The organism is Streptomyces sp. NPDC048415 (assembly GCF_040651675.1).
Lineage (GTDB): Bacteria > Actinomycetota > Actinomycetes > Streptomycetales > Streptomycetaceae > Streptomyces.
In genome coordinates, this window is the sequence record NZ_JBEZKJ010000119.1 from 1 (window position 1) to 21,327 (window position 21,327).

The following is a 21,327-nucleotide window of genomic DNA, read 5'->3' on the forward strand; positions in this document are numbered from 1 at the left end:
CGCCGCCGTCCCAAGATCGATACACCACAGCGATCAATAACGCTCGTGTTTACGAGAACAGGACCCTTGACGAGCTGGTAAGACGGGGGCAAGGCCCCGGTGCCGGGAGCGACCGTCCTTGACGGATCCGCCCCGGCGCCGGGCGCCACCGAGGCCAAGGGCGGCGATCAGCCGTTCCGCATCGTCGCCGTCACCTCCTGTCCCACCGGCATCGCGCACACCTACATGGCGGCCGAGTCGCTGGAGAACGCCGGCCGCGAGGCGGGTGTCGAGGTCGTCGTCGAGACCCAGGGCTCGGCCGGTTTCGCCCGGCTCGACCCGGCGGTCATCGCGGCCGCGGACGGCGTGATCTTCGCGCACGACGTGCCCGTACGGGACAAGGACCGCTTCGCCGGGAAGCCGACCGTCGACGTCGGTGTGAAGGCGGGCATCAACAAGCCGGCCGAACTGATCGCCGATGTGCGGGACAGGGCGGCGCGCGGCGAGGTCACCTCAGGCTCGGCTCCCGGCACGCCCGTCGAGCGCGCCGGTGAATCCGGCGAGGGCTACGGCACCAAGCTCCGCAAGTGGCTGATGTCCGGCGTCAGTTACATGGTCCCATTCGTCGCCGCGGGCGGTCTGCTGATCGCCCTCGGCTTCGCGATCGGCGGCTACAAGATCAACAAGGCGCCGTCGGTCATGGACCACTTCCTGTGGACCCAGGCCGACAGCTGGGGCGCGCTGTTCTTCCAGATCGGCGTCGTCTCCTTCGGCTTCCTCGTCCCGGTCCTGGCCGGCTACATCGCGTACGGCATGGCGGACCGGCCAGGCCTCGTGCCCGGCTTCGTCGGCGGGGCGATCTCCCTCACCATCAACGCCGGCTTCCTCGGCGGTCTGGCCGCCGGTCTCATCGCCGGTGGTGTGGTGATCGGGATTCAGAAGGTCAAGATCCCGGCGGCCTTGCGCGGCATCATGCCGGTGGTGGTGATCCCACTGATTTCGGCGGCGATCGTCGGGTTCCTGATGTTCGTCGTGATCGGCAAGCCCATCGCCTCCGCCCAGAAGGGCATGACCGACTGGCTGAACGGCCTCACCGGCACCAACGCCGTCCTCCTCGGCACCCTGCTCGGCCTGATGATGTGCTTCGACCTCGGCGGCCCGGTCAACAAGGTCGCGTACACCTTCGCCACCGCCGGTATCGCCGTCGCGAGCCCCAGCGACTCGGCCATGAAGATCATGGCCGCGGTGATGGCGGCCGGTATGGTCCCGCCGCTCGCCATGGCCCTGGCCACGACCGTGCGCGGCAAGCTCTTCACCCAGACCGAACGCGAGAACGGCAAGGCCGCCTGGGTCCTCGGCGCCTCCTTCATCTCGGAGGGTGCGATCCCGTTCGCGGCAGCCGACCCGCTGCGTGTCATCCCCTCCGCGATGGTGGGCGGCGCGGTCACCGGCGCTCTGTCGATGGCCTTCGGCGCCACGCTGCGCGCCCCGCACGGCGGCATCTTCGTGGTCCCGCTGATCGGCAACCCGTTCCTCTACCTGATCGCCATCGCCGCGGGCGTCTGTGTCACGACCGCGCTGGTCGTCGTCCTGAAGGGCATGCGCAAGCAGGCCCAGGCGGGCGCCGCCCCGGGAGCGGCCGACGCTCCGACAGCGGCCAAGGCCGAGTCGAAGGAGCCGGTCGTCGCGGCTTGAGCGGCCAACCATCCGCCCTTTTAGGGCATCTGTGAGTTGTTCACCGCATCTGCGAGATGCGTCACGGTCCGGGACCAAAGTCCCGGACCGTGGTGTCTACTGGAGCGCATGCCTGAGCACGTGTCGATCCTCCAGCTGATAGGCGTGGCCGTTCTGGTCCTGGCGACCGTCATCTGGGTCGTCGGCCTGATACGCCTTCTGCGCCGGGACCGCTTCGAGGTCGCGGCGCGGCGCCACGGCGACACGCTCCGGGCCATTCCGCACCAGCGCCAGTCCGGCCCCGTCGCGGAGTCCGTCGAACTCACTCCCGAGGAACACGCCGCCTTCGCGGGCCTGGTACGCCAGTTCAGCGACAGCCGCCGCCCGTAGCAGGGGCTCTTCCTCGACCACCGGCGCGCGCCTTGGCCACCGAACCGGCGCGCACCAGTCAGCAGCCCTTGGGTGTGGGGCGCGCGCGAGGTCGCGTGCGCCGGTGTCAGCCCAGTCGCGCCGCGCGCCGTTCCATCGCGTCCCGCGCCGCGTCCTCCGTCGCGTACACCTCGCACATGTGCCGCCGGTCAGGCGTCACTGTGTGCTCGACCTCCCACAGGGAGATCTCCCGCCCGTCGCGCAGCAGGAACGCGTGCTCGTAGAGCGAGAAGCACAGCCCCGCCTGCCCGGCACGGCAAGGGCGCCCGAAGGCCTGGGTGATCTGGTGCGCGAACGCCTCACGCAGCAGAAGCGTCGAGATGTCGGCCCCGGGTCGGTCGGGGTTCTCCGCGCGCCGCAGGAGCCGGCGCGCGTGATCCGCCGAGTCGTCGGGGACGTACGCGTGGCGCGGCTCGGGGATCGGCGACAGCTGTACGAACACGGGCAGTTCGAAGTCCGGCGCGTCCGGCGGCAGCGGGAGCCGGGCCGTGGCGGCGCGCAACTCCTCCTCGTCGACGTACACCTCGTGCTGCGGATCGCTGCCGGGCGCCGTGTTGTGCACGAGCTCCCACAGCGTGACCGCCGAGCCGTCGGCGAGCAGCCACGTGTGCCGGTACGTCTCCCGGTGCAGCCCCGCGCTGTGGTGCGCGGAGTGCAGCGAGCTGTCGTGCGCCAGCGCGCAGTCGAGTCGCCCTATCGTCTCGTCGGGCAGCTCGAAGGAGTTCAGGGCGCGACCGAGGAGTCGCGCGAGATGCTCCTCCGGAGACTCGGGCGACTCGTGTGGTTCGTACGCTGCTGTCTCGTACGGAACGCTCAAGGTTTCTCCCGGCGTTGCTGCATGTCACCTTGTGGGTGCATACCGTAGCCCCTCGGTCGGACATCATGTCCGGGAACCGAGAAAACGTACGGACAGAAAACGGGCGGGCCGCGCGGCAAGTTCCCACGCGGCCCGCCCGGGCGTCAAAAGGCCCTCGTCAGACGGCGCTTCCCGCGGTCCACGCGCTCCACGACACGTTCCATCCGTTGAGCCCGTTGTCCGGCGAGACCGTCTTGTCGGGCGAGTTCTTGACCGTCACGACGTCCCCGACGAGGGAGTTGTCGTAGAACCACTTCGCGTTCGTGTCTCCCTGCGCGCCCTGCACGTCGGCCAGCCCCACACAGCCGTGGCTGGTGCCCTGCCGGCCGAACGGCGGATTCCCGCGGTTGTACCAGTAGTTGCCGTGAATGAACGTCCCCGACGACGTCAGCCGCATCGCGTGCGGTACGTCCGGGATGTCGTACTCGCCGCCGTATCCGACCGTCGAGCCGTTCATCCGCGTCTGGATGAACTTCTCCGAGATCACCATCTGTCCGTTGTACGTCGTGTGCTGCGGGCTGCCCGTCGAGATCGGGAGCGACTTGAACGTCTTGCCGTCGCGCACCACCGTCATGGTCTGCGTGCTGACGTCGACCGTGGAGACCTGGGAGCGGCCGATGGCGAAGGTGACGGTCTTCTTCTGCACCCCGTAGACGCCGTTCGCGCCCTGGACGCCGTCCAGGGCGATCTTCATCGTGACCTTGGATCCGGCCTTCCAGTACTCCTCGGGCCGGAAGTCGAGCCGCTGCGCCCCGAACCAGTGCCCCACGACCTGCTGCCCGCTGCTGGAGCTGACCGTGATGTGCGACTGGACGGCCTTCTTGTCGCTGATCACCTTGTCGAAGTTGAAGGAGACCGGCATGCCGACGCCGACCGTGGCGCCGTTGTCGGGCGTGTACGTGCCGATGAAGCTGTTGCTCGAAGAGACCGTGGTGAAGATGGAGTTGGCCGCCGAGGTTCGACCGTCCGCGTCCTTCGCCGTGGCCGATATCTGGTACTTCGTGCCTCGCTCCAGCTGCTCCTTCGGCTTCCAGGAGCTGCCGTTCGCGGAAATCGTCCCGGGCACGGCCGTCCCGGCTCCGGCCACCGTCATCTTCACGTCGGTCAGCTTGCCGTCGCTGACCTTCACGCCGGTCGCGTTGATGGACGCGCTCGTCGAACCGTCCTTGGCCGAGATGGCGATCTTCGCCGTGGACGTCTTGGTCGCGCTCCCGCCGTCCTTGCCGCTCTTGCTGTCGGCGTTGGCGTTGCCGCCGCAGGCGGTGAGGGTGAGGGCGCCGACCATCAGGGCGGCACAGGCCCCGAGTGCGCGCCACGCTGTCCTGTCCGGCGTTGTCACGGGCTGCTCCAGGTTCTCGTGATGTGGGTGGTCCGCTCCAGTTCGGGGAGAAAGAGCGAGCGGTGGCGCGCAGGGTTCCCTTCACCCGCGCCGAAGGCCAACGCGTGACAGAACCGGGACAATCGCCCCCGCGCATCCACCCCCCAACTCCCCGCCGCCCCATGCGCCCCGCTACCCGCCCCCGTACAACTCCTCGTACGACGGCCACACCCCGCCCGGCCCGTCCACCGACTCGGCGCCCCGCACCGCCCGCGCGATCGCCCGCGTCACCAGGTCCGCGCCGGCCGCGAGGATCTCGTTGAGCGCCAGGGGATTCGCTGCGTCGAGCGATCGGGCGCCGGTGGCCAGCGCGAACACCGTGTCCCCGTCGTTCAGCAGATGCACCGGCCGCACGGCGCGCGCGATCCCGTCGTGCGCCGTGCCCGCCAGCTTCTGTGCCTGTGCGCGCGTGAGGTCGGCATCCGTGGCGACGACCGCGAGCGTGGTGTGCAGCGGGGGAGGGCCGTTCTTCGCCGCGATCTCGGCGAGGCGCTGCCGGGCCGCCTCGTGCGCCTCGAGCGACGGGTATGCCGTACGCCCCTGGGCCAACTCTCCGTACAGTGCCCCCGTTTCGGGTTGCACCGCCGACCCCGCCGCGTTGGCCACCACCAGCGCGCCCACCGTGATCCCCGAGCCGAGCACCACGCTCGCGCTGCCGACCCCGCCCTTGATCTGCCCGATCACCGCGCCTGTCCCGGCGCCTACGCACCCCTCACGCACCGGGCCGCCCGGCGCGCTCGCGTCTGCCGCTTCGACCGCGGCCCGGCCAAGGGCCGCGTCGGGTCTGGCCCGGAAGTCGCCGCCGCGGCCCAGGTCGAAGACCGCGGCGGCGGGTACGACCGGCACGACGTGCGCCGGGTCGACGTCCACGCGCACCCCGCGGCCGCGCTCCTCCAGCCAGGCCATCACACCCGACGCCGAGTCCAGTCCGTACGCGCTGCCGCCGGTCAGCACGACCGCCTCGATCTTCTGCACGAGGTTGCGCGGATCCAGCGCGTCGGTCTCCTTGGTGCCCGGGCCGCCGCCGCGCACGTCCACGGCCGCGATCACACCGCCGTCGGGGGCGAGCACCACCGTGGACCCGGTGAGCCACCCGCCGCCGGTGCGGGTCGCGTGCCCCACCCGCAGACCCGCGACATCCGTCAGAGCGTCAACTGTCATGCCGCCAGTCTTCCCTGACCACCGTGTTCCTCGACCACACGGCCACGCAGGCGGCCCGGGCCCCTCCCTCAAACGGCCCTCGTTGCCTCCCGCGTGCCCATCCGCGCCGTCATCGTCACGCCGACCGCCACCGCCAGCGCCGAGACGATGCCTGCCACGAGCACCGCCCAGTCGCCCAGGAACGTGCACACGATGGTCAGCAGCGCGGTGGTCGGCAGGAGCAGCTGCTGCCCGATACCCATCTTGAAGTGGCGGGAGTGCAGCGCCCACACCGTGAGGAAGTACAACGCCGTCGGCAGTGTCACCGCGGCGGACGCCTCGAGCGTCGAGATGTGCGCCTTGCCGACCGCCTGCTCGACCGCCACCTCCAGACCCGCACCGATCGCCGCCGCCGACGCGAAGATCAGGTAATGGCCGTATCCCCACAGAAAAGCCTGCCGGTTGGACCGCAGATGCACATGGATCGGCACCACGAAGTAGATCCACCACGCGGAGAAGACGATCAGTAGCCCTCCCACGGCGATCGGCAGCAGCTCGCCCAGCGCCTCGTGCTCGTCGACGGCCGACTTCACGGCGACGGTGGCCGCGGCGATCGTCTCGCCCAGCACGATGATCGTGAACAGGCCGTAGCGCTCGGAGATGTGGTGCGGATGCCAGGAGGTGGCGAAGTCCTTCTCCGCGAAGACGGGCACGCACAGCTCGGCGATCGCCATGACCAGGAACACCCACGGACGGCCGGACTCCGGCAGGACCAGCAGTCCCAGCCAGCCGATCTGGCACAGCAGTACGCCGCCCGCGTACCGCAGCGCCATGGTTCTCTCGGCCGCCTCCGTGGATCGCGCCACCCGCAGCCATTGCGCGATCATCGCGAACCGCATGATCGCGTAGCCGAGCCAGACGGCCAGGAACTGGTGGTTCTCGAACGCCCGCGACACCCCGGCCGCGAGCACCAGGACACCGGCGATCTGCACCAGCGTCACGACCCGGTAGAGCGCGTCGTCGTTGTCGTACGCCGAGGCGAACCAGCTGAAGTTCATCCAGGCCCACCAGATCGCGAAGAAGATCATCGCGTAGTTGAGGATGCCCTCTTCCGCGTGCGCCTCGGTAACGGCGTGCACCAGCTGGACGCCCGCCTGGGCGATGGCCACGACGAAGCACAGGTCGAAGAAGAGTTCCAGCGGTGACGCGACCCGATGTGCCTCGTCGCGGCCGCGGGCGGTCATTCTGCGCAGTGGTCCCCGGCCGGTGGACCGTGGCGCCGCGGCGGGCTCGGAAGTGGGACTGGACGTCATACGGCCAAGCACAGCAGAAAAGTCCCGGAAATTCTTGTGAATGCATTCACAAGTTGCTTGGGGTCCAGGTCCCGAAGGGATGGCCAGGTCAGACGGGACGAGGGGGGGCGAGCCCGCTTCCGCGTACCCTGAAGGCATGAGTACCGCCCCCACCCCCGAGCCGCGCGATCCGAAGTCGGCGCTGGACTTCGACGATCCGCTGAGCCAGCAGTCCTCGGACGACACGGACCGTGGATGGGGCGAGCGGGCCGACAGCGCCAGTGACAGCGCGTCCGACCTGAAGCGCTTCCTCGACGAGAAGCCGCCCCACCACCTGTGAGCCCGGCCCCCGAGTTCCCGGGCCCAGGCCCACACCCCCGCCGTCAGTCCTGGTTGTGCCCCGAACCGCGGCGCGCCACGAGCGCGTCGCGGATCTCCTTCAGCACCTCCAGCTCGGTCACCTCGATGACCTCGTGCGTGCCCTCCTTCGCCCTCTGACGGGCCGTCTGTAGGGCCAGGTACTTGGCCATCGGCAGGACCATCAGGAAGTAGACGACGGTCGCGGTGATCACGAAACTGAGCGTCGCGCCCAGCACCGAGCCCCACAGGAGGCGGATGCCCGTCGCGTTGTCCCCGCTGCCGGCGCAGGGGCTTTTGATGCAGGCGCTGTAGCTGTCGAGGTTCTTCGTGCCGATCGCGCCCACCAGGGGGTTGACGAGGCCCTTCACCACTGAGTTGACGATGTTGGTGAAGGCCGCGCCGATGACCACCGCGACGGCCAGATCGACGACGTTGCCACGCATCAGAAAGGCCTTGAAGCCTTCCCAGACGCCGGATTGCTTCTTCTCGCTCACCAAGGGGCCCCTCTGCGCATGTCGTGGAACAAACAGCTCCGCAACCTACGTCAGGGCCCACTGAGCCTGTCCCATCAGGTAGCTGGAACGAGGGACTTGACACGAATTCGTCACTCATCGCAGCGTCACCGCCAGCCGTGACGTGGCACCCGCGCCGGCCAGCCGCGCCGCCGTCGCCCGCGGGACGGAGAGGACGACCAGCGCCCCGGTCTCGGCGGCGCCGACGTCCGGCACGTCGGTGACCCGTGCCCCGGCAGCGACCACCCGTACCTTGCCGCCGTTGTCCGCGGCGACCACATCGACCCGGTCGCCCGGCCGCAACAGGCTGACCGTGGCGCCGTCGGAGATCCGTACCGGTGCCATCACCCTCTCGACCGTGCGCCGCCCGCGTACGGGAGTGGGAGCGGATGCGGATGCGGCTGGGGCAGCGGTCGGCGGATGCCCGCGCGCCCGTTCGGCGTCACGCGGGCCCGCCGCCACGAGGGCCGCCGCTGTGACGGCGAGCCCGGCGGCGACGGCCCGCCTCTTGTGCCGTGTGAGGCGCCGCAGCTGATACCGCCCGCCACGCACGTGTACAGGAGCGAAGTGCGGCACCTCGCATGTCGGAGGCGCGTCCGCGCCGGGCGGGCGCATGAGAGGGGGGAGCTGTGCCATGGTGACCACCACCTGCGACGAGAGATCGGTTTGCGATCCCACGATGAGGCGTCGCGGCGCAGTCCGCCGGAGGCGGTGGACTACCGACGAGTTGTGGACAACTCGCTCACCCGAATGGGACGTTCCGCCCTCACCGCGTCCCGAACAACCTCGGCACGAACCACCGTCACGGCAGGTCGAAGCCCGGATTCATCCCGCCCAGCGCCGTCGTGCACAGACAGTCCCGCGTCCCGTTCGCCGGCAGTCCCGCGACCGCGTCGAAGAGCACGCCCCGCAGCCGGTCCACGTTCGCCGCGAACACCTTCAGCACCTCCTCGTGCGAGACGCCCTCGCCGGTCTCGGCGCCCGCGTCGAGGTCCGTGACGAGGTTCAGCGACGTGTAGCAGAGCTCCAGCTCGCGGGCGAGCGCGGCCTCGGGATGCCCGGTCATGCCGACCACCGACCAGCCCTGCGCCTGGTGCCAGAGCGATTCGGCACGCGTGGAGAACCGCGGCCCCTCGATCACGACGAGCGCGCCGCCGTCCACCGGCTCCCAGTCCCGGCCGCGCGCCGCTTCGAGGGCGACCTCGCGCCCGACGGGGCAGTACGGGTCGGCCAGCGACACGTGCACCACATTCGGCACCGAGCCGTCCGGCAGCGGCAGCCCGTCGAAGTAGGTCTGCGTCCGTGCCTTCGTACGGTCCACCAGCTGGTCGGGCACGAGCAGCGTTCCCGGCCCGTACTCAGGGCGCAGTCCGCCCACCGCGCAGGGACCGAGGATCTGGCGCGCGCCGACGGAGCGCAGCGCCCACAGGTTGGCCCGGTAGTTGATGCGGTGCGGCGGCAGATGGTGGCCGCGGCCGTGGCGCGGGAGGAAGGCGACCTGCCGCCCGGCGACCTCGCCGAGGAACAGGGAGTCGCTGGGCGGTCCGTAGGGGGTGTCCACCTGTATCTCGGTCACGTCGTCGAGGAAGGAGTAGAAGCCCGAGCCGCCGATGACACCGATCTCTGCGTTCGCCATGACGAGCACAGTAGCTGGCCCCGGAAACGCCGAAGACCCTGCCGTCGTATGACGACAGGGTCCCGCGAGAAAGCCTTTACGCGGCGGAGCTGCTGGACGAGCCGGTGCCCGACGACTTCGAGTCCGAGGACGACGACGAGGTCGTCGACGAGGAGGTCGAAGGGGTCGACGGCTTCGACGCCGACGAGCTGCTCGACGAGGAGCCGCGGCTGTCATTGCGGTAGAAGCCGGAGCCCTTGAAGACAATGCCGACGGCCGAGAACACCTTCTTCAGGCGGCCATCGCAGTTGGGGCACTCGGTCAGAGCCTCGTCGGTGAACTTCTGCACCGCCTCAAGGCCCTCGCCGCACTCGGTGCACTGATACTGGTAGGTCGGCACTTGTCTTCCTCCTGGCACTCTCACTCAATGAGTGCTAACGACGGTCCATAGTGACGTATTCCGCGAGATCAGTCCACTGTCACGGGCACTCGGTGACCGACGCCACGTGCGACGGTGCGACTCGGGGCCCGCGTGGCGAGCCGTGACCGCAGCGCCACCAGGGTCGCCAGAGCCAGCGCGGTACCGGCCATGGGCACCAGGAAACCGGCGCCGCCCCAGAGGCGGTCCTCCAGCTGTCCGGCGACCGTGACGGCCGCCGCCTGCCCCAGCGCGACCGCGCCGGTCAGCCATGTGAAGGCCTCGGTGCGTGCGGTCGCCGGGACCAGGCCCTCCACCAGGGTGTAGCCGGTGATGAGAGCGGGAGCGATGCACATGCCGACCAGTAGGCCGACGCCGGCGAGTACGACCACGGAGTGAGCGGCCCACAGTCCGGAGGCGGCCAGGGCGAGGGCCGCGTATCCGACGAGGAGCCGTCGCTGCGGGGCCACCTTCCAGGCGACGGCGCCGCAGACGATGCCGGAGAGCATGTTGCCCGCGGCGAAGACGCCGTACAGGACGCCGTTCAGTCCCGGCTCGCCGATCGACTCACTGAACGCGGCCAGCGAGACCTGCATGCCGCCGAAGACGGAACCGATGCCCAGGAAGGTCGCGATCAGAACGCGCACTCCGGGGACCCGCAGAGCGGAAACGTGCTCCACGCGCGCGTGCCCGTCGACAGCGACCGAGGGCTGCGTGCTCTTCTGCGCCGCGAACAGCAGACCGCCGACCAGGGTCAGCGAGGCCTCGGTCAGCAGGCCGGCCGCGGGGTCCACGGCCGTGCACAGCGCGGTGGCGAGCAGCGGACCGAAGACGAAGGTCAGCTCGTCCGTGACGGACTCGAAGGCCGCCGCGGTGGTCATCAGGGGAGAACCCTGCAGCTTCACGCCCCAGCGGGCGCGCACCATGGGGCCGACCTGCGGCACCGAGGCGCCGGTCGGCACGGCAGCGGCGAAAAGCGCCCACAAGGGAGCGCCCGTCAGCGCGAGCGCCGTGAGCGAGAGGCCCGACAGGGCGTGCACCAGGACGCCGGGCAGCAGGACGGCCCGCTGCCCGTGACGGTCGGCGAGGCGCCCCGTGAAAGGAGCGAACAGGGCCATCGAGACACCGGTGACCGCGGCGACGGCACCGGCGGCTCCGTACGAGCCGGTGGTGTGCTGCACGAGCAGCACGATCGAGATGGTCAGCATCGCGAACGGCTGGCGTGCGGCGAAGCCGGGAAGCAGGAACGTCCAGGTGCCGCGGGTGCGCAGCAGCTGGCCGTAACCCGGGCGGGAGGTGACCGTGGATGCCACGGCCCGTGCCTTTCTGCCGCCTGGTAGCGCGCCCGTGCGGGGGCGCCGAGAGCTGTCCTCTTGCGCGGAACTGCGGTAGATACCGGCGCCACTGCGGGAGGGCGTCACGGCCGCCGTGCGGTCGCGCCAGCTCTGCGTCAGGCAGAGTTGGTTAGATCAAGGTGTGCCTTCATCGTACAGGGACGGGCGGGGCGGTGCCTGTGAAAACGAGCACCACGGCGGTGTTGGCCTGCGAATGCCCATCATCTCTTAACGTCACGTCTATCGTCCCGTTCCATTGCCCGCCGTGCCCAGCCAGCCGGCCAGCTTGCCGCCCTGGCCCACGGCGCGCAGTCGCCGCTCGGCGGCGTCCCGGACCGGATCGGTGGCCACCACCAGCAGTTCGTCGCCGCGCCGCAACACGGTCATGGGCAGTGGCACGAAGGACTTCCCGTCGCGTACGACGAGGGTGACGGCGGCGCCCGCGGGAAGCCGCAGCTCGCCCACCTCGACGCCGTGCATGCGCGACCCCTTGGGGATCGCGACGGACAGCAGGTGGCCGCGCAGCCGCTCCAGGGGTGCCGATTCGATGCCCAGGTCGGCGGCCTCCGCGGGCTCGCCCAGCCGCAGCGTACGGGCCAGCCAGGGCAGTGTGGGCCCCTGGATGAGGGTGTAGACGACGACCAGGACGAAGACGATGTTGAAGATCCGGCGGCTTCCCTCGATGCCGCTCACCATGGGAATCGTCGCCAGGATGATGGGCACGGCGCCGCGCAGCCCCGCCCAGGACATCAGCGTCTGTTCCTGCCACGGTATGCGGAACGGCAGCAGGCTGACGACGACGCTGAGCGGCCGCGCCACCATCGTCAGCACCAGGCCTATGACGAGCGCGGGCCAGATGTCGTCGCCCATCTCATGCGGCGTGACCAGCAGGCCGAGCAGCACGAACATGCCGATCTGGGCCATCCAGCCGAGCCCTTCGGCGAAGCCGCGCGTGGCGGGCCAGTGCGGCAGCTTCGCGTTGCCCAGCAGCATGGAGGCGAGGTAGACGGCGAGGAAGCCGCTGCCGTGCGCGAGCGCCCCGGCGGCGTATGCCACGACCGCGATCGCCATCACGGCGATCGGGTAGAGGCCGGAGGCGGGCAGCGCCACATGCCGCAGCCCGTACGAGCCGAGCCAGCCCACCGCGAGGCCGATGGCCGCGCCGATGGCCAGCTCCAGGGCTATCTCGCCCAGCAGCGTGTACCAGTGCTCCACCGGGCCGGCCGTGGAGAACGCGACGACGAGGATGACCACGGGAGCGTCGTTGAAGCCCGACTCGGCCTCCAGAACGCCCGTCACGCGCGCGGGGAGGGGTACTTTCCGCAGCACGGAGAAGACCGCCGCCGCGTCCGTGGAGGACACCACCGCTCCGATGATGAGCGCCTGCCGCCACTCGAGGCCGATCAGGTAGTGGGCCGCCGAGGCCGTGACGCCGACACTCACCGCGATACCGACCAGCGCCAGCGAGGAGGCGGCCGGAAGTACCGGCCTGATCTCCTTCCACTTCGTGCCGAGGCCGCCCTCGGCCAGGATCACGACCAGGGCCGCGTACCCGATGACCTGGGTCAGTTCGGCGTTGTTGAAGTGGACGTTGCCGACCCCGTCCTGGCCCATGGCGATGCCGATACCCAGGTACACGAGCAGGCTGGGGAGCCCGCTGCGTGACGAGATACGGACCGCCGCCACCGCGATGAGCAGGACGAGCGAGCACACGAGCAGGAGCTGGTTGAGGTGGTGGACAGTCAGCGGCCGTTCCTTTCTCGCCAATCCGGTCTCGCCAGGGCGAGTGCTCGGATCTGAACACTGGAAGCCGGTACTTCAGTGCAAGTACTTCGTTACCTTACCTAACTCTTGACGCTTTCTTGACGTTCCCGAGGGCAAGATCGAACGTTCGTGCTCCCGGTTCCCGACTCCGCGTCAAGGCGCGGTTGGCCCTGCGCCTATGGTTGCTCCAGCACTCCAGGACCGCCTGCCGCTCGCGTTAGGACAGCAAGGACAGCGATGCCCCCCAACACCACCGCCTCTTCCGGCCAAAAGCCCGGCAAGTCCGGCAGGAAGAAGGGGCGCAAAGCCCGTCTGTTCTTGATCGTCCTGGTTCTTGCCATCATCGGAGGCGTCGCCTTCGGCGCGTACTGGAGCATCAGCACGGTGCGCGCCTCCTTCCCGCAGACCCAGGGCTCAATCACGCTCGACGGGCTGTCAGGGCCCGTGGATGTCCAGCGTGACGGCTACGGGATCCCGCAGGTATACGCCTCCTCCGACGAGGACCTGTTCATGGCGCAGGGCTTCGTCCAGGCGCAGGACCGGTTCTACGAGATGGATGTGCGCCGCCACATGACCTCGGGCCGGCTGTCCGAGATGTTCGGCACGAGCCAGGTCAAGAACGACGAGTTCCTGCGCACCCTGGGCTGGGACCGGGTGGCGAAGAAGGAGTACGACACCAAGCTGTCGGCCGCCACGAAGAAGTACCTCCAGGCATACGCCAAGGGAGTCAACGCCTACTTGAAGGGCAAGGACGGCAAGGACATCTCCCTGGAGTACGCGGCCCTTGGTTTCACCAACGACTACAAGCCCCAGGAGTGGACCCCGGTCGACTCGCTGGCCTGGCTCAAGGCGATGGCCTGGGACCTGCGCGGCAACATGCAGGACGAGATCGACCGCTCCCTGATGACGAGCCGCCTCGGCCCGAAGCAGATCGCCGACCTGTACCCGGACTACCCGTACAGCCGGAACAAGACGATCGTCCAGGAGGGCGAGTACGACAGCATCACCAAGTCGTACGTCCAGGGCAGCTCGACCACCTCGACCTCCACGGCGGGCACTGGGCTGACGAACAACGCCACCGCGCCCTCCGGCCTGCAGAGCCAGCTGTCGGGGCTCTACAACGTCCTCGACGGCCTTCCGACAGCGGTCGGCGTGAACGGCAACGGCATCGGCTCCAACTCCTGGGTGGTCGACGGCGACCACACCATCACCGGCAAACCGCTGCTCGCCAACGACCCGCACCTGTCGGCCTCGCTGCCGTCCGTCTGGTACCAGATGGGCCTGCACTGCCGCAGCATCTCCACCAAGTGCCAGTACGACGTCTCCGGCTACACCTTCGCGGGCATGCCCGGTGTGATCATCGGACACAACCAGGACATCGCCTGGGGCATGACCAACTCCGGGGTCGACGTCACCGACCTCTACCTGGAGAAGCTCACCGGCGAGGGCTACCAGGACGACGGCAAGGTGGTGCCCTTCACGGCCCGCAAGGAGACGATCAAGATCGCGGGCGCCAAGTCCAAGACGATCGTCGTCCGGGAGACGAACAACGGGCCCCTGCTGTCCGACCGTGACGACGAACTCGTCAATGTCGGCAAGAAGGCCACCGTCGACACCGCGGCGCCCGACCGCGGCGACGGCTACGGCATCTCGCTGCGCTGGACCGCGCTGGACCCGGGCAAGTCCATGGACGCCATCTTCGCAATGGACAAGGCGTCGGACTGGACCGAGTTCCGCAAGGCGTCCGCGTCCTTCGACGTGCCCTCGCAGAACCTCGTCTACGCCGACACCAAGGGCAACATCGGCTACCAGCTGCCCGGCAGGATCCCCAAGCGCGGCGAGGGCAACGGCTCGCTCCCGTCGCCGGGCTGGGACTCCAAGTACGACTGGACCGGCTACATCAAGCAGGCCGAGCTGCCCTACGAGTACAACCCGAAGCGCGGCTACATCGTGACCGCCAACCAGGCCGTCGTCGACCAGGACAAGTACCCGTACACGCTCACCACGGACTGGGGCTACGGCACGCGCAGCCAGCGCATCACCGACCTGATCAAGACGAAGCTCGACGGCGGCGGCAAGATCTCGACCGACGACATGCGCCAGATGCAGCTCGACAACAGCAGCGAGATCGCCAAGCTGATCGTGCCGAAGCTGCTCAAGATCGATGTCGCCGACAAGAACGTCCGCGAGGCGCAGAAGCTCCTCGAGGGCTGGGACTACACCCAGGACGCCGACTCCGCGGCGGCCGCCTACTTCAACGCGACCTGGCGCAACATCCTCAAGCTCGCCTTCGGCAACAAGCTGCCCAAGGAGCTGCGGGTCAAGGGCCAGTGCCTGTACGTCGCCCCGGTCGACACCACCGGTCCTGCGGACGAGAACCAGACCGTGCGCGAGTGCGGCCAGCGCGACGCGGACCAGGCGCAGCCGGACGGCGGGGACCGCTGGTTCGAGGTGGTCCGCAAGATCATCGATGACGAGAACAACGACTGGTGGCAGTCGCCCAAGACGCGCACCGACAAGGCGACCGACACCCGCGACGAGCTGTTCGCGCGGGCCATGAAGGACGCCCGCTGGGAGCTGACCGCCAAGCTCGGCAAGGACATCGACACCTGGAGCTGGGGCCGGCTGCACCGCCTGTTCCTGAAGAACCAGACCCTGGGCACGGACGGTCCCACGTTCCTGAAGTACATGCTCAACCGCGGCCCCTGGAAGCTCAGCGGCGGCGAGGCGGCGGTCAACGCGACCGGCTGGAACGCGGCGGGCGGCTACTCGGTGGTGTGGGTCCCGTCGATGCGGATGGTCGTCAACCTCGGGGACCTCGACAAGTCCAAGTGGATCAACCTCTCCGGCGCCTCCGGGCACGCCTACAGCGCCCACTACACCGACCAGACGGACAAGTGGGCCAAGGGCGAACTCCTGCCATGGGCGTTCTCGGAGAAGGCCGTCGACCAGAAGACGAAGGACACGCTGGTCCTGAAGCCCTGAAGCCCTGAAGCCCTGAAGCCCTGACGGCCCGTTCGGCGAGAAGAAAGTGGCTCTCCACGCGCGCGTGGAGAGCCACTTGACGTGTGCGGTGCAGCGCCGTCAGTGGAAGCGGCGCACGCCCGAAGGGGTCACCACCGCGTGGACGGGCCGGTCGTGCGCCTCCTCGGGGACCCGCTGGACGACCTCCGTGTCGTACAGGAGCACCACCAGCGCGGGATCGGCCCCCGCACGCTCCAGGCGGGCCAGTACGCGGTCGTACGAGCCTCCGCCGCGCCCCAGGCGCATCCCGCGCGCGTCGACGGCGAGACCGGGCAGCAGAACGGCGTCCGCGCCCAGGACCGCCTCCGGCCCCAGCCGCTCGCCCGCGGGCTCCAAGAGGGCCATCTTTCCGCCGTGTTGGACACGGACGAGGGAGTCCGCTCCGGCATACGCCCCCCAGTCCAGGTCGTTGTCCGCCATCAGGACCGGCAGCAGGACGCGTACCCCGCGCGCGTGGAGCGCGTCGAGGAGTGCGAAGGTGCCGGGCTCGCTCCCCACGGAGACGTACGCCGCCACCGTGCGCGCGCGTGCCAGTTCCGGCAGTTCCAGGGCGCGGGTGGCGAGGGCCGCGGCCGTCTTCCGCACGTCATCGGCCGTCAACCCGTTTCTCACCGTGAGGAATCCTCGCCGCAACATTCGCTTGTCAGGCTCTGGTTCCCGTCCGAGACCGCTCACAGGTTGCTCCCGTACTCTTCCTAATGCGCTCATATAAGAGCGAATTAACCGGGGCCACATGTTCCGCACATAGCCACCGGATATGGTTGCGGGCATGACTGAGTCGCACCCCAGGATCAGCAAGGCTGTCATCCCCGCAGCAGGCCTCGGCACCCGGTTCCTGCCGGCCACCAAAGCCACTCCCAAGGAGATGCTGCCGGTTGTCGACAAGCCGGCGATCCAGTACGTGGTCGAAGAGGCCGTGTCCGCGGGTCTTGACGACGTCCTGATGATCACGGGCCGGAACAAGCGCCCCCTCGAGGACCACTTCGACCGCAACTACGAGCTCGAATCGGCACTCCAGAAGAAGGGCGACGCCGACCGGCTCGCCAAGGTCCAGGAGTCCAGCGACCTCGCGACCATGCACTACGTGCGCCAGGGCGACCCCAAGGGACTCGGTCACGCCGTCCTGTGCGCCGCCCCGCACGTCGGCCACGAGCCCTTCGCCGTGCTCCTCGGCGACGACCTGATCGACCCGCGCGACCCCCTGCTCGCGCGCATGGTCGAGGTCCAGGATCAGCGCGGCGGCAGCGTCATCGCGCTCATGGAGGTCGCGCCCGAGCAGATCCACCTCTACGGGTGCGCCGCCGTCGAGGCCACTGACGAGGGTGACCTGGTGAAGGTGACCGGCCTGGTCGAGAAGCCGGACCCGGCGGACGCGCCCAGCAACTACGCGATCATCGGGCGCTACGTCCTCGACCCGCACATCTTCGACATACTGCGCAAGACCGAGCCGGGGCGCGGCGGCGAGATCCAGCTCACCGACGCCCTCCAGCAGCTCGCCACGGACGAGAAGGTCGGCGGCCCCGTGCACGGCGTCGTCTTCAAGGGCCGCCGCTATGACACCGGGGACCGCGGCGACTATCTGCGTGCCATTGTCAGACTCGCATGCGAACGTGAAGATCTGGGCCCGGACTTCCGGACCTGGCTTCGCAGTTACGTAGCCGAGGAGATGTAGCGATTTGAGCAGCGCCGCGACCCGCGCCACCGGCCATGACCATCTGTGGTCGGTGACCGAGCACCTGGAGGACATCCTCGCGACCGTCCGCCCTCTCGAACCCATCGAGCTGCAACTCCTCGACGCCCAGGGCTGCGTCCTGGTCGAGGACGTCACGGTGCCGGTCTCTTTGCCGCCGTTCGACAACAGCTCCATGGACGGGTACGCGGTCCGGGTCACCGATGTCGTGGGCGCGAGCGAGGAGTACCCGGCGGTTCTGACGGTCATCGGTGACGTCGCGGCAGGCCAGGCCGAGCAGCCCTACGTGGGCCCCGGCCAGGCCGCCCGCATCATGACCGGCGCCCCGCTGCCGCCCGGCGCCGAGGCCGTCGTACCCGTGGAGTGGACCGACGGCGGTCTGGGCGAGGGCCCCGTCGCGGGAATGCGCGCCCGCAGCGTGTCCCCCGAGGGCGCCTCCGGTCAGGTGCACGTCCACCGCCCGGCCGAGGCCCGCGCGCACGTGCGCGCGAAGGGCAGCGATGTGAAGGCCGGCGACCGCGCCCTCGAAGCGGGCACGATCCTCGGCCCGCCGCAGATCGGCCTGCTCGCCGCGATCGGCCGCGGCACCGTACGCGTGCGCCCGCGCCCGCGCGTGGTCGTCCTGTCCACCGGCAGCGAACTCGTCCAGCCGGACGAGGAGTTGGGTACGGGCCAGATCTACGACTCCAACAGCTTCGCCCTCTGCGCCGCCGCCCGCGACGCCGGCGCCATCTCCTACCGGGTGGGCGCGGTCGCCGACGACGCCGAGACACTCCGCTCCACCATCGAGGACCAGCTCATCCGCGCGGACCTGCTGGTCACCACGGGCGGCGTGAGCGTCGGCGCGTACGACGTCGTCAAGGAGGCGCTGTCCTCCGTGGGCGACGAGGACGAGGCGGGCAGCGGCATCGAGTTCCGCAAGCTCGCCATGCAGCCCGGTAAGCCCCAGGGCTTCGGCTCCATCGGCCCCGACCACACCCCGCTGCTCGCGCTCCCGGGCAACCCCGTGTCGTCGTACGTCTCCTTCGAGCTGTTCGTACGCCCCGCGATCCGCACCCTGATGGGTCTGAAGGACGTCCACCGGCCCACGACCCGGGCGACGCTGAACACGGACAAGGCGCTGACCTCGCCCGCGGGCCGACGGCAGTTCCTGCGGGGCACCTACGCGGACGGGGAGGTGACGCCCGTGGGCGGCGCCGGATCCCACCTGGTCGCGGCCCTCGCGCACGCCGACGCGCTGATCGTCGTCCCCGAGGACGACACGTCGGTCGAGCCCGGCGCGGAGGTCGAGGTGGTCCTGCTCGGCTGAGTGAGCGGGCCCGGGAGGGTGCTGCTCGAATCAGCGGGAGGGCCGGGGAGGCCGCTGCTCGGCCGGGCGCCTGCGTGCGAGAGGAGCGCGTAGCTCCTCGCGGGGGGCGTGGGGGAGACGGTGGGCGGTAACGTGTCGCGCACAACAGGCCCACGCGCCGCACCGCGACGGCCGCTGACCGGGAGCGCCCACGCACATGAGTACGCAGGACCGACTGACGCACATCGACGAGGCGGGTGCCGCCCGCATGGTCGACGTATCCGGGAAGGACGTGACCGCGCGCACCGCCCGCGCCAGCGGCCGCGTCCTGGTCTCACCTCGCGTGGTCGAGCTGCTGCGCGGCGAGGGGGTCCCCAAGGGCGACGCCCTCGCCACCGCGCGCATCGCGGGCATCATGGGCGCCAAGCGCACGCCCGACCTGATCCCGCTGTGCCACCCGCTGTCAGTGTCGGGTGTCAAGATTGATCTGTCGGTCGCGGACGACGCCGTCGAGATCCTCGCCACCGTGAAGACGACCGACCGCACGGGCGTGGAGATGGAGGCGCTCACCGCGGTCAGTGTGGCGGCCCTCACCGTGATCGACATGGTCAAGGCGGTCGACAAGGGGGCGGTCATCACGGACGTACGCGTCGAGGAGAAGACGGGCGGAAAGTCGGGCGACTGGAGTCGCGCATGACCGGCGACGTCTCGACCGGCGGTGCTCTCGCAGCGCCGTACAGCGCCCTTGTGGTCACGGCCTCCAACCGGGCCGCCGCCGGGGTCTACGAGGACAAGGGCGGACCCTTGATCACCGAGGGGCTCGCGAAGTTCGGCTTCGCTGTGGACGGCCCGCGGGTCGTCCCGGACGGGGATCCGGTGGAGGCGGCGCTGCGTGCGGGCGTCGAGGCCGGGTACGACGTCATCGTGACCACCGGTGGTACGGGGATCTCGCCCACCGACCGCACTCCCGAAGCGACGCTCCACGTGCTCGAGCGCGAGATCCCGGGCATTCCCGAGGCCATCAGGGCGTTCGGGAGAGAGAAGGTACCGACGGCGGCGCTGTCGCGCGGACTCGCGGGAGTGGCGGGACGGACGCTGATCGTCAACCTGCCGGGCTCCACCGGCGGGGTGAAGGACGGGCTCGCCGTCCTGGAGCCCCTCCTGATCCACGCCGTCGACCAGATCCGCGGCGGCGACCACCCCAGACCCAGCGGCAGTGGGGGTGCGAGCTGAACAGCCCATCCTGGCCCGTCGAGCTGGTGGACGGCGATGTCGTCCTCCGGCCGATAAAGCTGCGCGACCAGCGGGCCTGGCGCGAGGTCAACCGGCGCAACCGGGACTGGCTGCGCCCCTGGGAGGCGACCATCCCGCCGCCCACGCCCAGTGGTCCTATCGCGCACCGGCCGACGTACCGACAGATGGTCCGGCATCTGCGCGCGGAGGCCAACGCGGGCCGGATGCTGCCCTTCGTGATCGAGTACCAGGGGCGGCTCGTCGGGCAGCTGACGGTCGCCGGGATCACCTGGGGCTCGATGTGCTCCGGCCACATCGGTTACTGGGTCGACCAGGCGATGGCGGGCCGCGGAGTGATGCCGACGGCCGTGGCGCTGGCGACCGACCACTGCTTCCGCACCGTCGGACTGCACCGCATCGAAGTCTGTATTCGCCCGGAGAACGGTCCAAGCCGCCGGGTCGTGGAGAAACTCGGATTCCGTGAGGAAGGGCTTCGTCCACGTTATCTCCACATCGACGGCGCCTGGCGCGACCATCTCGTCTTCGCGCTCACCGCCGAAGAGGTGCCCGACGGACTGCTCGGACGCTGGCGCCGCGCCCGCGCGGCGCGGACGCGTGCGGAGCAGGTGGGATCGGAGCAGTCGGGCTCACAGAACCCCGGTAAGCCGGGCAACGCAGCGAAATGAAATAGGTGTTCGAAATTGATCGGTCGGCGATCGCGTCAGGCCATTAAATTCGCGCTCCCGGTGGCCTGCTGATCGCATCGGTCACAAAAAAAGCTCGAAATATCAGCCAGATCGTGCGACACACCGGCTCAATTGGCAGATGGCCTCACGCAAACCCCTCTACCGTGTGAGGCGTGAGCAGCAGCGGCCTCATCTACGCAGTCATCGTCGGGGCCTGGGCCGCCTACTTGGTGCCGATGTGGCTCCGTAGGCAGGACGAGCTGAACGAGGCCCGCCCGACGGAACGCTTCAGCACCGCCATCCGGCTGCTGTCCGGACGGGCGGGTATGGAGCGCCGGTACGCCAAGGACCTGCAGGCGCGCTCCACCGACGAGGAGGAGCACAGCGCCGTTCCGGACGGCGCCACCGACTCGGTGGACGTCCGGGCCTTCGCCATGCCTCCGACCCGGCCGCAGGCCCAGGCCCAGCACCGCCCACAGGTGCAGGAGCGGGTTCAGTCGCAGCTGCCGTTCCAGGCGGAGCAGAAGCCGGCGCCGCGGGCGCCCGCCCGGCAGGGAGGCGGCGCGTACGAGGCTCCGAGCGCCGCCAGGCCCGTACCGCGGCAGTCGGCGAAGCCCGCGTCGAAGCCGTCCGCAAAGCCCGCGCCCCCGTCGGC

The 21,327-nt window shown here is 69.6% G+C and carries 19 protein-coding genes and 2 pseudogenes; 10 read left to right on the forward strand and 11 right to left on the reverse strand.

The features are described from left to right. Positions 1-162 precede the first annotated feature (162 nt). Both AB0D27_RS40325 and AB0D27_RS40330 read left to right on the forward strand, forming a co-directional pair. Positions 163-1,674, forward strand: a pseudogene (locus tag AB0D27_RS40325) (fructose-specific PTS transporter subunit EIIC); the annotation flags it as partial. 108 nt (positions 1,675-1,782) lie between these two features. Further along, positions 1,783-2,043 (forward strand): hypothetical protein, encoded by a 261-nt coding sequence (locus AB0D27_RS40330; protein WP_362519214.1) that lies wholly within the window; start codon positions 1,783-1,785, stop codon positions 2,041-2,043. A 106-nt stretch (positions 2,044-2,149) separates the two neighbouring features. On the opposite strand, the gene AB0D27_RS40335 is transcribed toward AB0D27_RS40330, so the two are convergent. From AB0D27_RS40335 to AB0D27_RS40350, 4 genes are all read right to left on the reverse strand, one after another. Next, entirely contained in the window at positions 2,150-2,899 is a 750-nt protein-coding gene (locus AB0D27_RS40335) for a DUF6227 family protein (protein ID WP_362519217.1), read from the reverse strand. Between the two features lie 157 nt (positions 2,900-3,056). Beyond that, positions 3,057-4,277 carry an Ig-like domain-containing protein gene (locus AB0D27_RS40340; RefSeq protein ID WP_362519219.1) on the reverse strand — a complete coding sequence of 407 codons (1,221 nt, stop codon included), beginning with the start codon at positions 4,275-4,277 and terminating at the stop codon, positions 3,057-3,059. Between the two features lie 171 nt (positions 4,278-4,448). Further along, complete coding sequence (locus tag AB0D27_RS40345; protein WP_362519222.1) at positions 4,449-5,477, reverse strand: P1 family peptidase; 1,029 nt, start codon at positions 5,475-5,477, stop codon at positions 4,449-4,451. A 68-nt stretch (positions 5,478-5,545) separates the two neighbouring features. Next, a complete protein-coding gene (locus tag AB0D27_RS40350) occupies positions 5,546-6,769 on the reverse strand; it encodes a low temperature requirement protein A (protein WP_362519224.1) in 1,224 nt (407 codons plus the stop codon). 136 nt (positions 6,770-6,905) lie between these two features. Between AB0D27_RS40350 and AB0D27_RS40355 the strand changes: the two genes are divergently transcribed. Continuing rightward, a complete protein-coding gene (locus AB0D27_RS40355) occupies positions 6,906-7,088 on the forward strand; it encodes a hypothetical protein (protein ID WP_362519227.1) in 183 nt (60 codons plus the stop codon). 43 nt (positions 7,089-7,131) lie between these two features. Here AB0D27_RS40355 and AB0D27_RS40360 read toward each other — a convergent pair whose 3' ends face one another. The 6 genes from AB0D27_RS40360 to AB0D27_RS40385 form a co-directional block, all read right to left on the reverse strand. Then, positions 7,132-7,602 carry an MscL family protein gene (locus AB0D27_RS40360; RefSeq protein ID WP_362519229.1) on the reverse strand — a complete coding sequence of 157 codons (471 nt, stop codon included), beginning with the start codon at positions 7,600-7,602 and terminating at the stop codon, positions 7,132-7,134. 114 nt (positions 7,603-7,716) lie between these two features. Further along, a complete protein-coding gene (locus tag AB0D27_RS40365; RefSeq protein WP_362519231.1) occupies positions 7,717-8,256 on the reverse strand; it encodes a hypothetical protein in 540 nt (179 codons plus the stop codon). Positions 8,257-8,422: 166 nt separating this feature from the next. Beyond that, on the reverse strand, positions 8,423-9,256 hold the full coding sequence (locus tag AB0D27_RS40370; protein ID WP_362519234.1) for an S-methyl-5'-thioadenosine phosphorylase: 834 nt from the start codon (positions 9,254-9,256) through the stop codon (positions 8,423-8,425). 76 nt (positions 9,257-9,332) lie between these two features. Beyond that, entirely contained in the window at positions 9,333-9,635 is a 303-nt protein-coding gene (locus AB0D27_RS40375; protein ID WP_362519236.1) for an FmdB family zinc ribbon protein, read from the reverse strand. A 68-nt stretch (positions 9,636-9,703) separates the two neighbouring features. Further along, positions 9,704-10,966 (reverse strand): MFS transporter, encoded by a 1,263-nt coding sequence (locus AB0D27_RS40380; protein ID WP_362519237.1) that lies wholly within the window; start codon positions 10,964-10,966, stop codon positions 9,704-9,706. Between the two features lie 261 nt (positions 10,967-11,227). Beyond that, positions 11,228-12,754 carry a potassium/proton antiporter gene (locus AB0D27_RS40385; RefSeq protein WP_362519240.1) on the reverse strand — a complete coding sequence of 509 codons (1,527 nt, stop codon included), beginning with the start codon at positions 12,752-12,754 and terminating at the stop codon, positions 11,228-11,230. A 234-nt stretch (positions 12,755-12,988) separates the two neighbouring features. On the opposite strand from AB0D27_RS40385, the gene AB0D27_RS40390 reads away from it, so the two are divergent. After that, a complete protein-coding gene (locus AB0D27_RS40390) occupies positions 12,989-15,736 on the forward strand; it encodes a penicillin acylase family protein (protein WP_362519242.1) in 2,748 nt (915 codons plus the stop codon). A gap of 99 nt (positions 15,737-15,835) precedes the next feature. Here the strand turns inward: AB0D27_RS40390 and AB0D27_RS40395 are convergent, their stop codons facing one another. Next, positions 15,836-16,411, reverse strand: a complete 576-nt coding sequence (locus tag AB0D27_RS40395) for a 5-formyltetrahydrofolate cyclo-ligase (RefSeq protein WP_362519245.1) — start codon at positions 16,409-16,411, stop codon at positions 15,836-15,838. A 133-nt stretch (positions 16,412-16,544) separates the two neighbouring features. Here AB0D27_RS40395 and galU point away from each other — a divergent pair, with 133 nt between their 5' ends. The 6 genes and pseudogenes from galU to AB0D27_RS40425 all read left to right on the forward strand — a co-directional run. Then, complete coding sequence (gene galU, locus AB0D27_RS40400) at positions 16,545-17,447, forward strand: UTP--glucose-1-phosphate uridylyltransferase GalU (protein WP_362519247.1); 903 nt, start codon at positions 16,545-16,547, stop codon at positions 17,445-17,447. 4 nt (positions 17,448-17,451) lie between these two features. Further along, positions 17,452-18,774 carry a gephyrin-like molybdotransferase Glp gene (glp, locus tag AB0D27_RS40405; protein WP_362519250.1) on the forward strand — a complete coding sequence of 441 codons (1,323 nt, stop codon included), beginning with the start codon at positions 17,452-17,454 and terminating at the stop codon, positions 18,772-18,774. 196 nt (positions 18,775-18,970) lie between these two features. Then, a complete protein-coding gene (gene moaC / locus AB0D27_RS40410; RefSeq protein WP_327429384.1) occupies positions 18,971-19,450 on the forward strand; it encodes a cyclic pyranopterin monophosphate synthase MoaC in 480 nt (159 codons plus the stop codon). Next, positions 19,447-19,986, forward strand: a complete 540-nt coding sequence (locus AB0D27_RS40415; RefSeq protein WP_362519253.1) for a MogA/MoaB family molybdenum cofactor biosynthesis protein — start codon at positions 19,447-19,449, stop codon at positions 19,984-19,986. The genes moaC and AB0D27_RS40415 overlap by 4 nt, the downstream gene beginning before the upstream one ends. A 23-nt stretch (positions 19,987-20,009) precedes the next feature. Further along, positions 20,010-20,672: a GNAT family protein gene (locus tag AB0D27_RS40420; RefSeq protein ID WP_362519255.1), complete on the forward strand. Its 663-nt coding sequence runs from the start codon at positions 20,010-20,012 to the stop codon at positions 20,670-20,672. Positions 20,673-20,845: 173 nt separating this feature from the next. Further along, positions 20,846-21,327, forward strand: a pseudogene (locus AB0D27_RS40425) (hypothetical protein); the annotation flags it as partial.

What these genes read in the sequence shown, in the direction of transcription:
- AB0D27_RS40330 (WP_362519214.1), top strand. Translation starts at nt 1,783, where the DNA reads ATGCCTGAGCACGTGTCGATCCTCCAGCTGATAGGCGTGGCCGTTCTG.
- AB0D27_RS40345 (WP_362519222.1), bottom strand. Translation starts at nt 5,477, where the DNA reads ATGACAGTTGACGCTCTGACGGATGTCGCGGGTCTGCGGGTGGGGCAC.
- AB0D27_RS40350 (WP_362519224.1), bottom strand. Translation starts at nt 6,769, where the DNA reads ATGACGTCCAGTCCCACTTCCGAGCCCGCCGCGGCGCCACGGTCCACC.
- AB0D27_RS40355 (WP_362519227.1), top strand. Translation starts at nt 6,906, where the DNA reads ATGAGTACCGCCCCCACCCCCGAGCCGCGCGATCCGAAGTCGGCGCTG.
- AB0D27_RS40365 (WP_362519231.1), bottom strand. Translation starts at nt 8,256, where the DNA reads ATGGCACAGCTCCCCCCTCTCATGCGCCCGCCCGGCGCGGACGCGCCT.
- AB0D27_RS40370 (WP_362519234.1), bottom strand. Translation starts at nt 9,256, where the DNA reads ATGGCGAACGCAGAGATCGGTGTCATCGGCGGCTCGGGCTTCTACTCC.
- AB0D27_RS40390 (WP_362519242.1), top strand. Translation starts at nt 12,989, where the DNA reads ATGCCCCCCAACACCACCGCCTCTTCCGGCCAAAAGCCCGGCAAGTCC.
- AB0D27_RS40395 (WP_362519245.1), bottom strand. Translation starts at nt 16,411, where the DNA reads ATGTTGCGGCGAGGATTCCTCACGGTGAGAAACGGGTTGACGGCCGAT.
- galU (WP_362519247.1), top strand. Translation starts at nt 16,545, where the DNA reads ATGACTGAGTCGCACCCCAGGATCAGCAAGGCTGTCATCCCCGCAGCA.
- moaC (WP_327429384.1), top strand. Translation starts at nt 18,971, where the DNA reads ATGAGTACGCAGGACCGACTGACGCACATCGACGAGGCGGGTGCCGCC.
- AB0D27_RS40415 (WP_362519253.1), top strand. Translation starts at nt 19,447, where the DNA reads ATGACCGGCGACGTCTCGACCGGCGGTGCTCTCGCAGCGCCGTACAGC.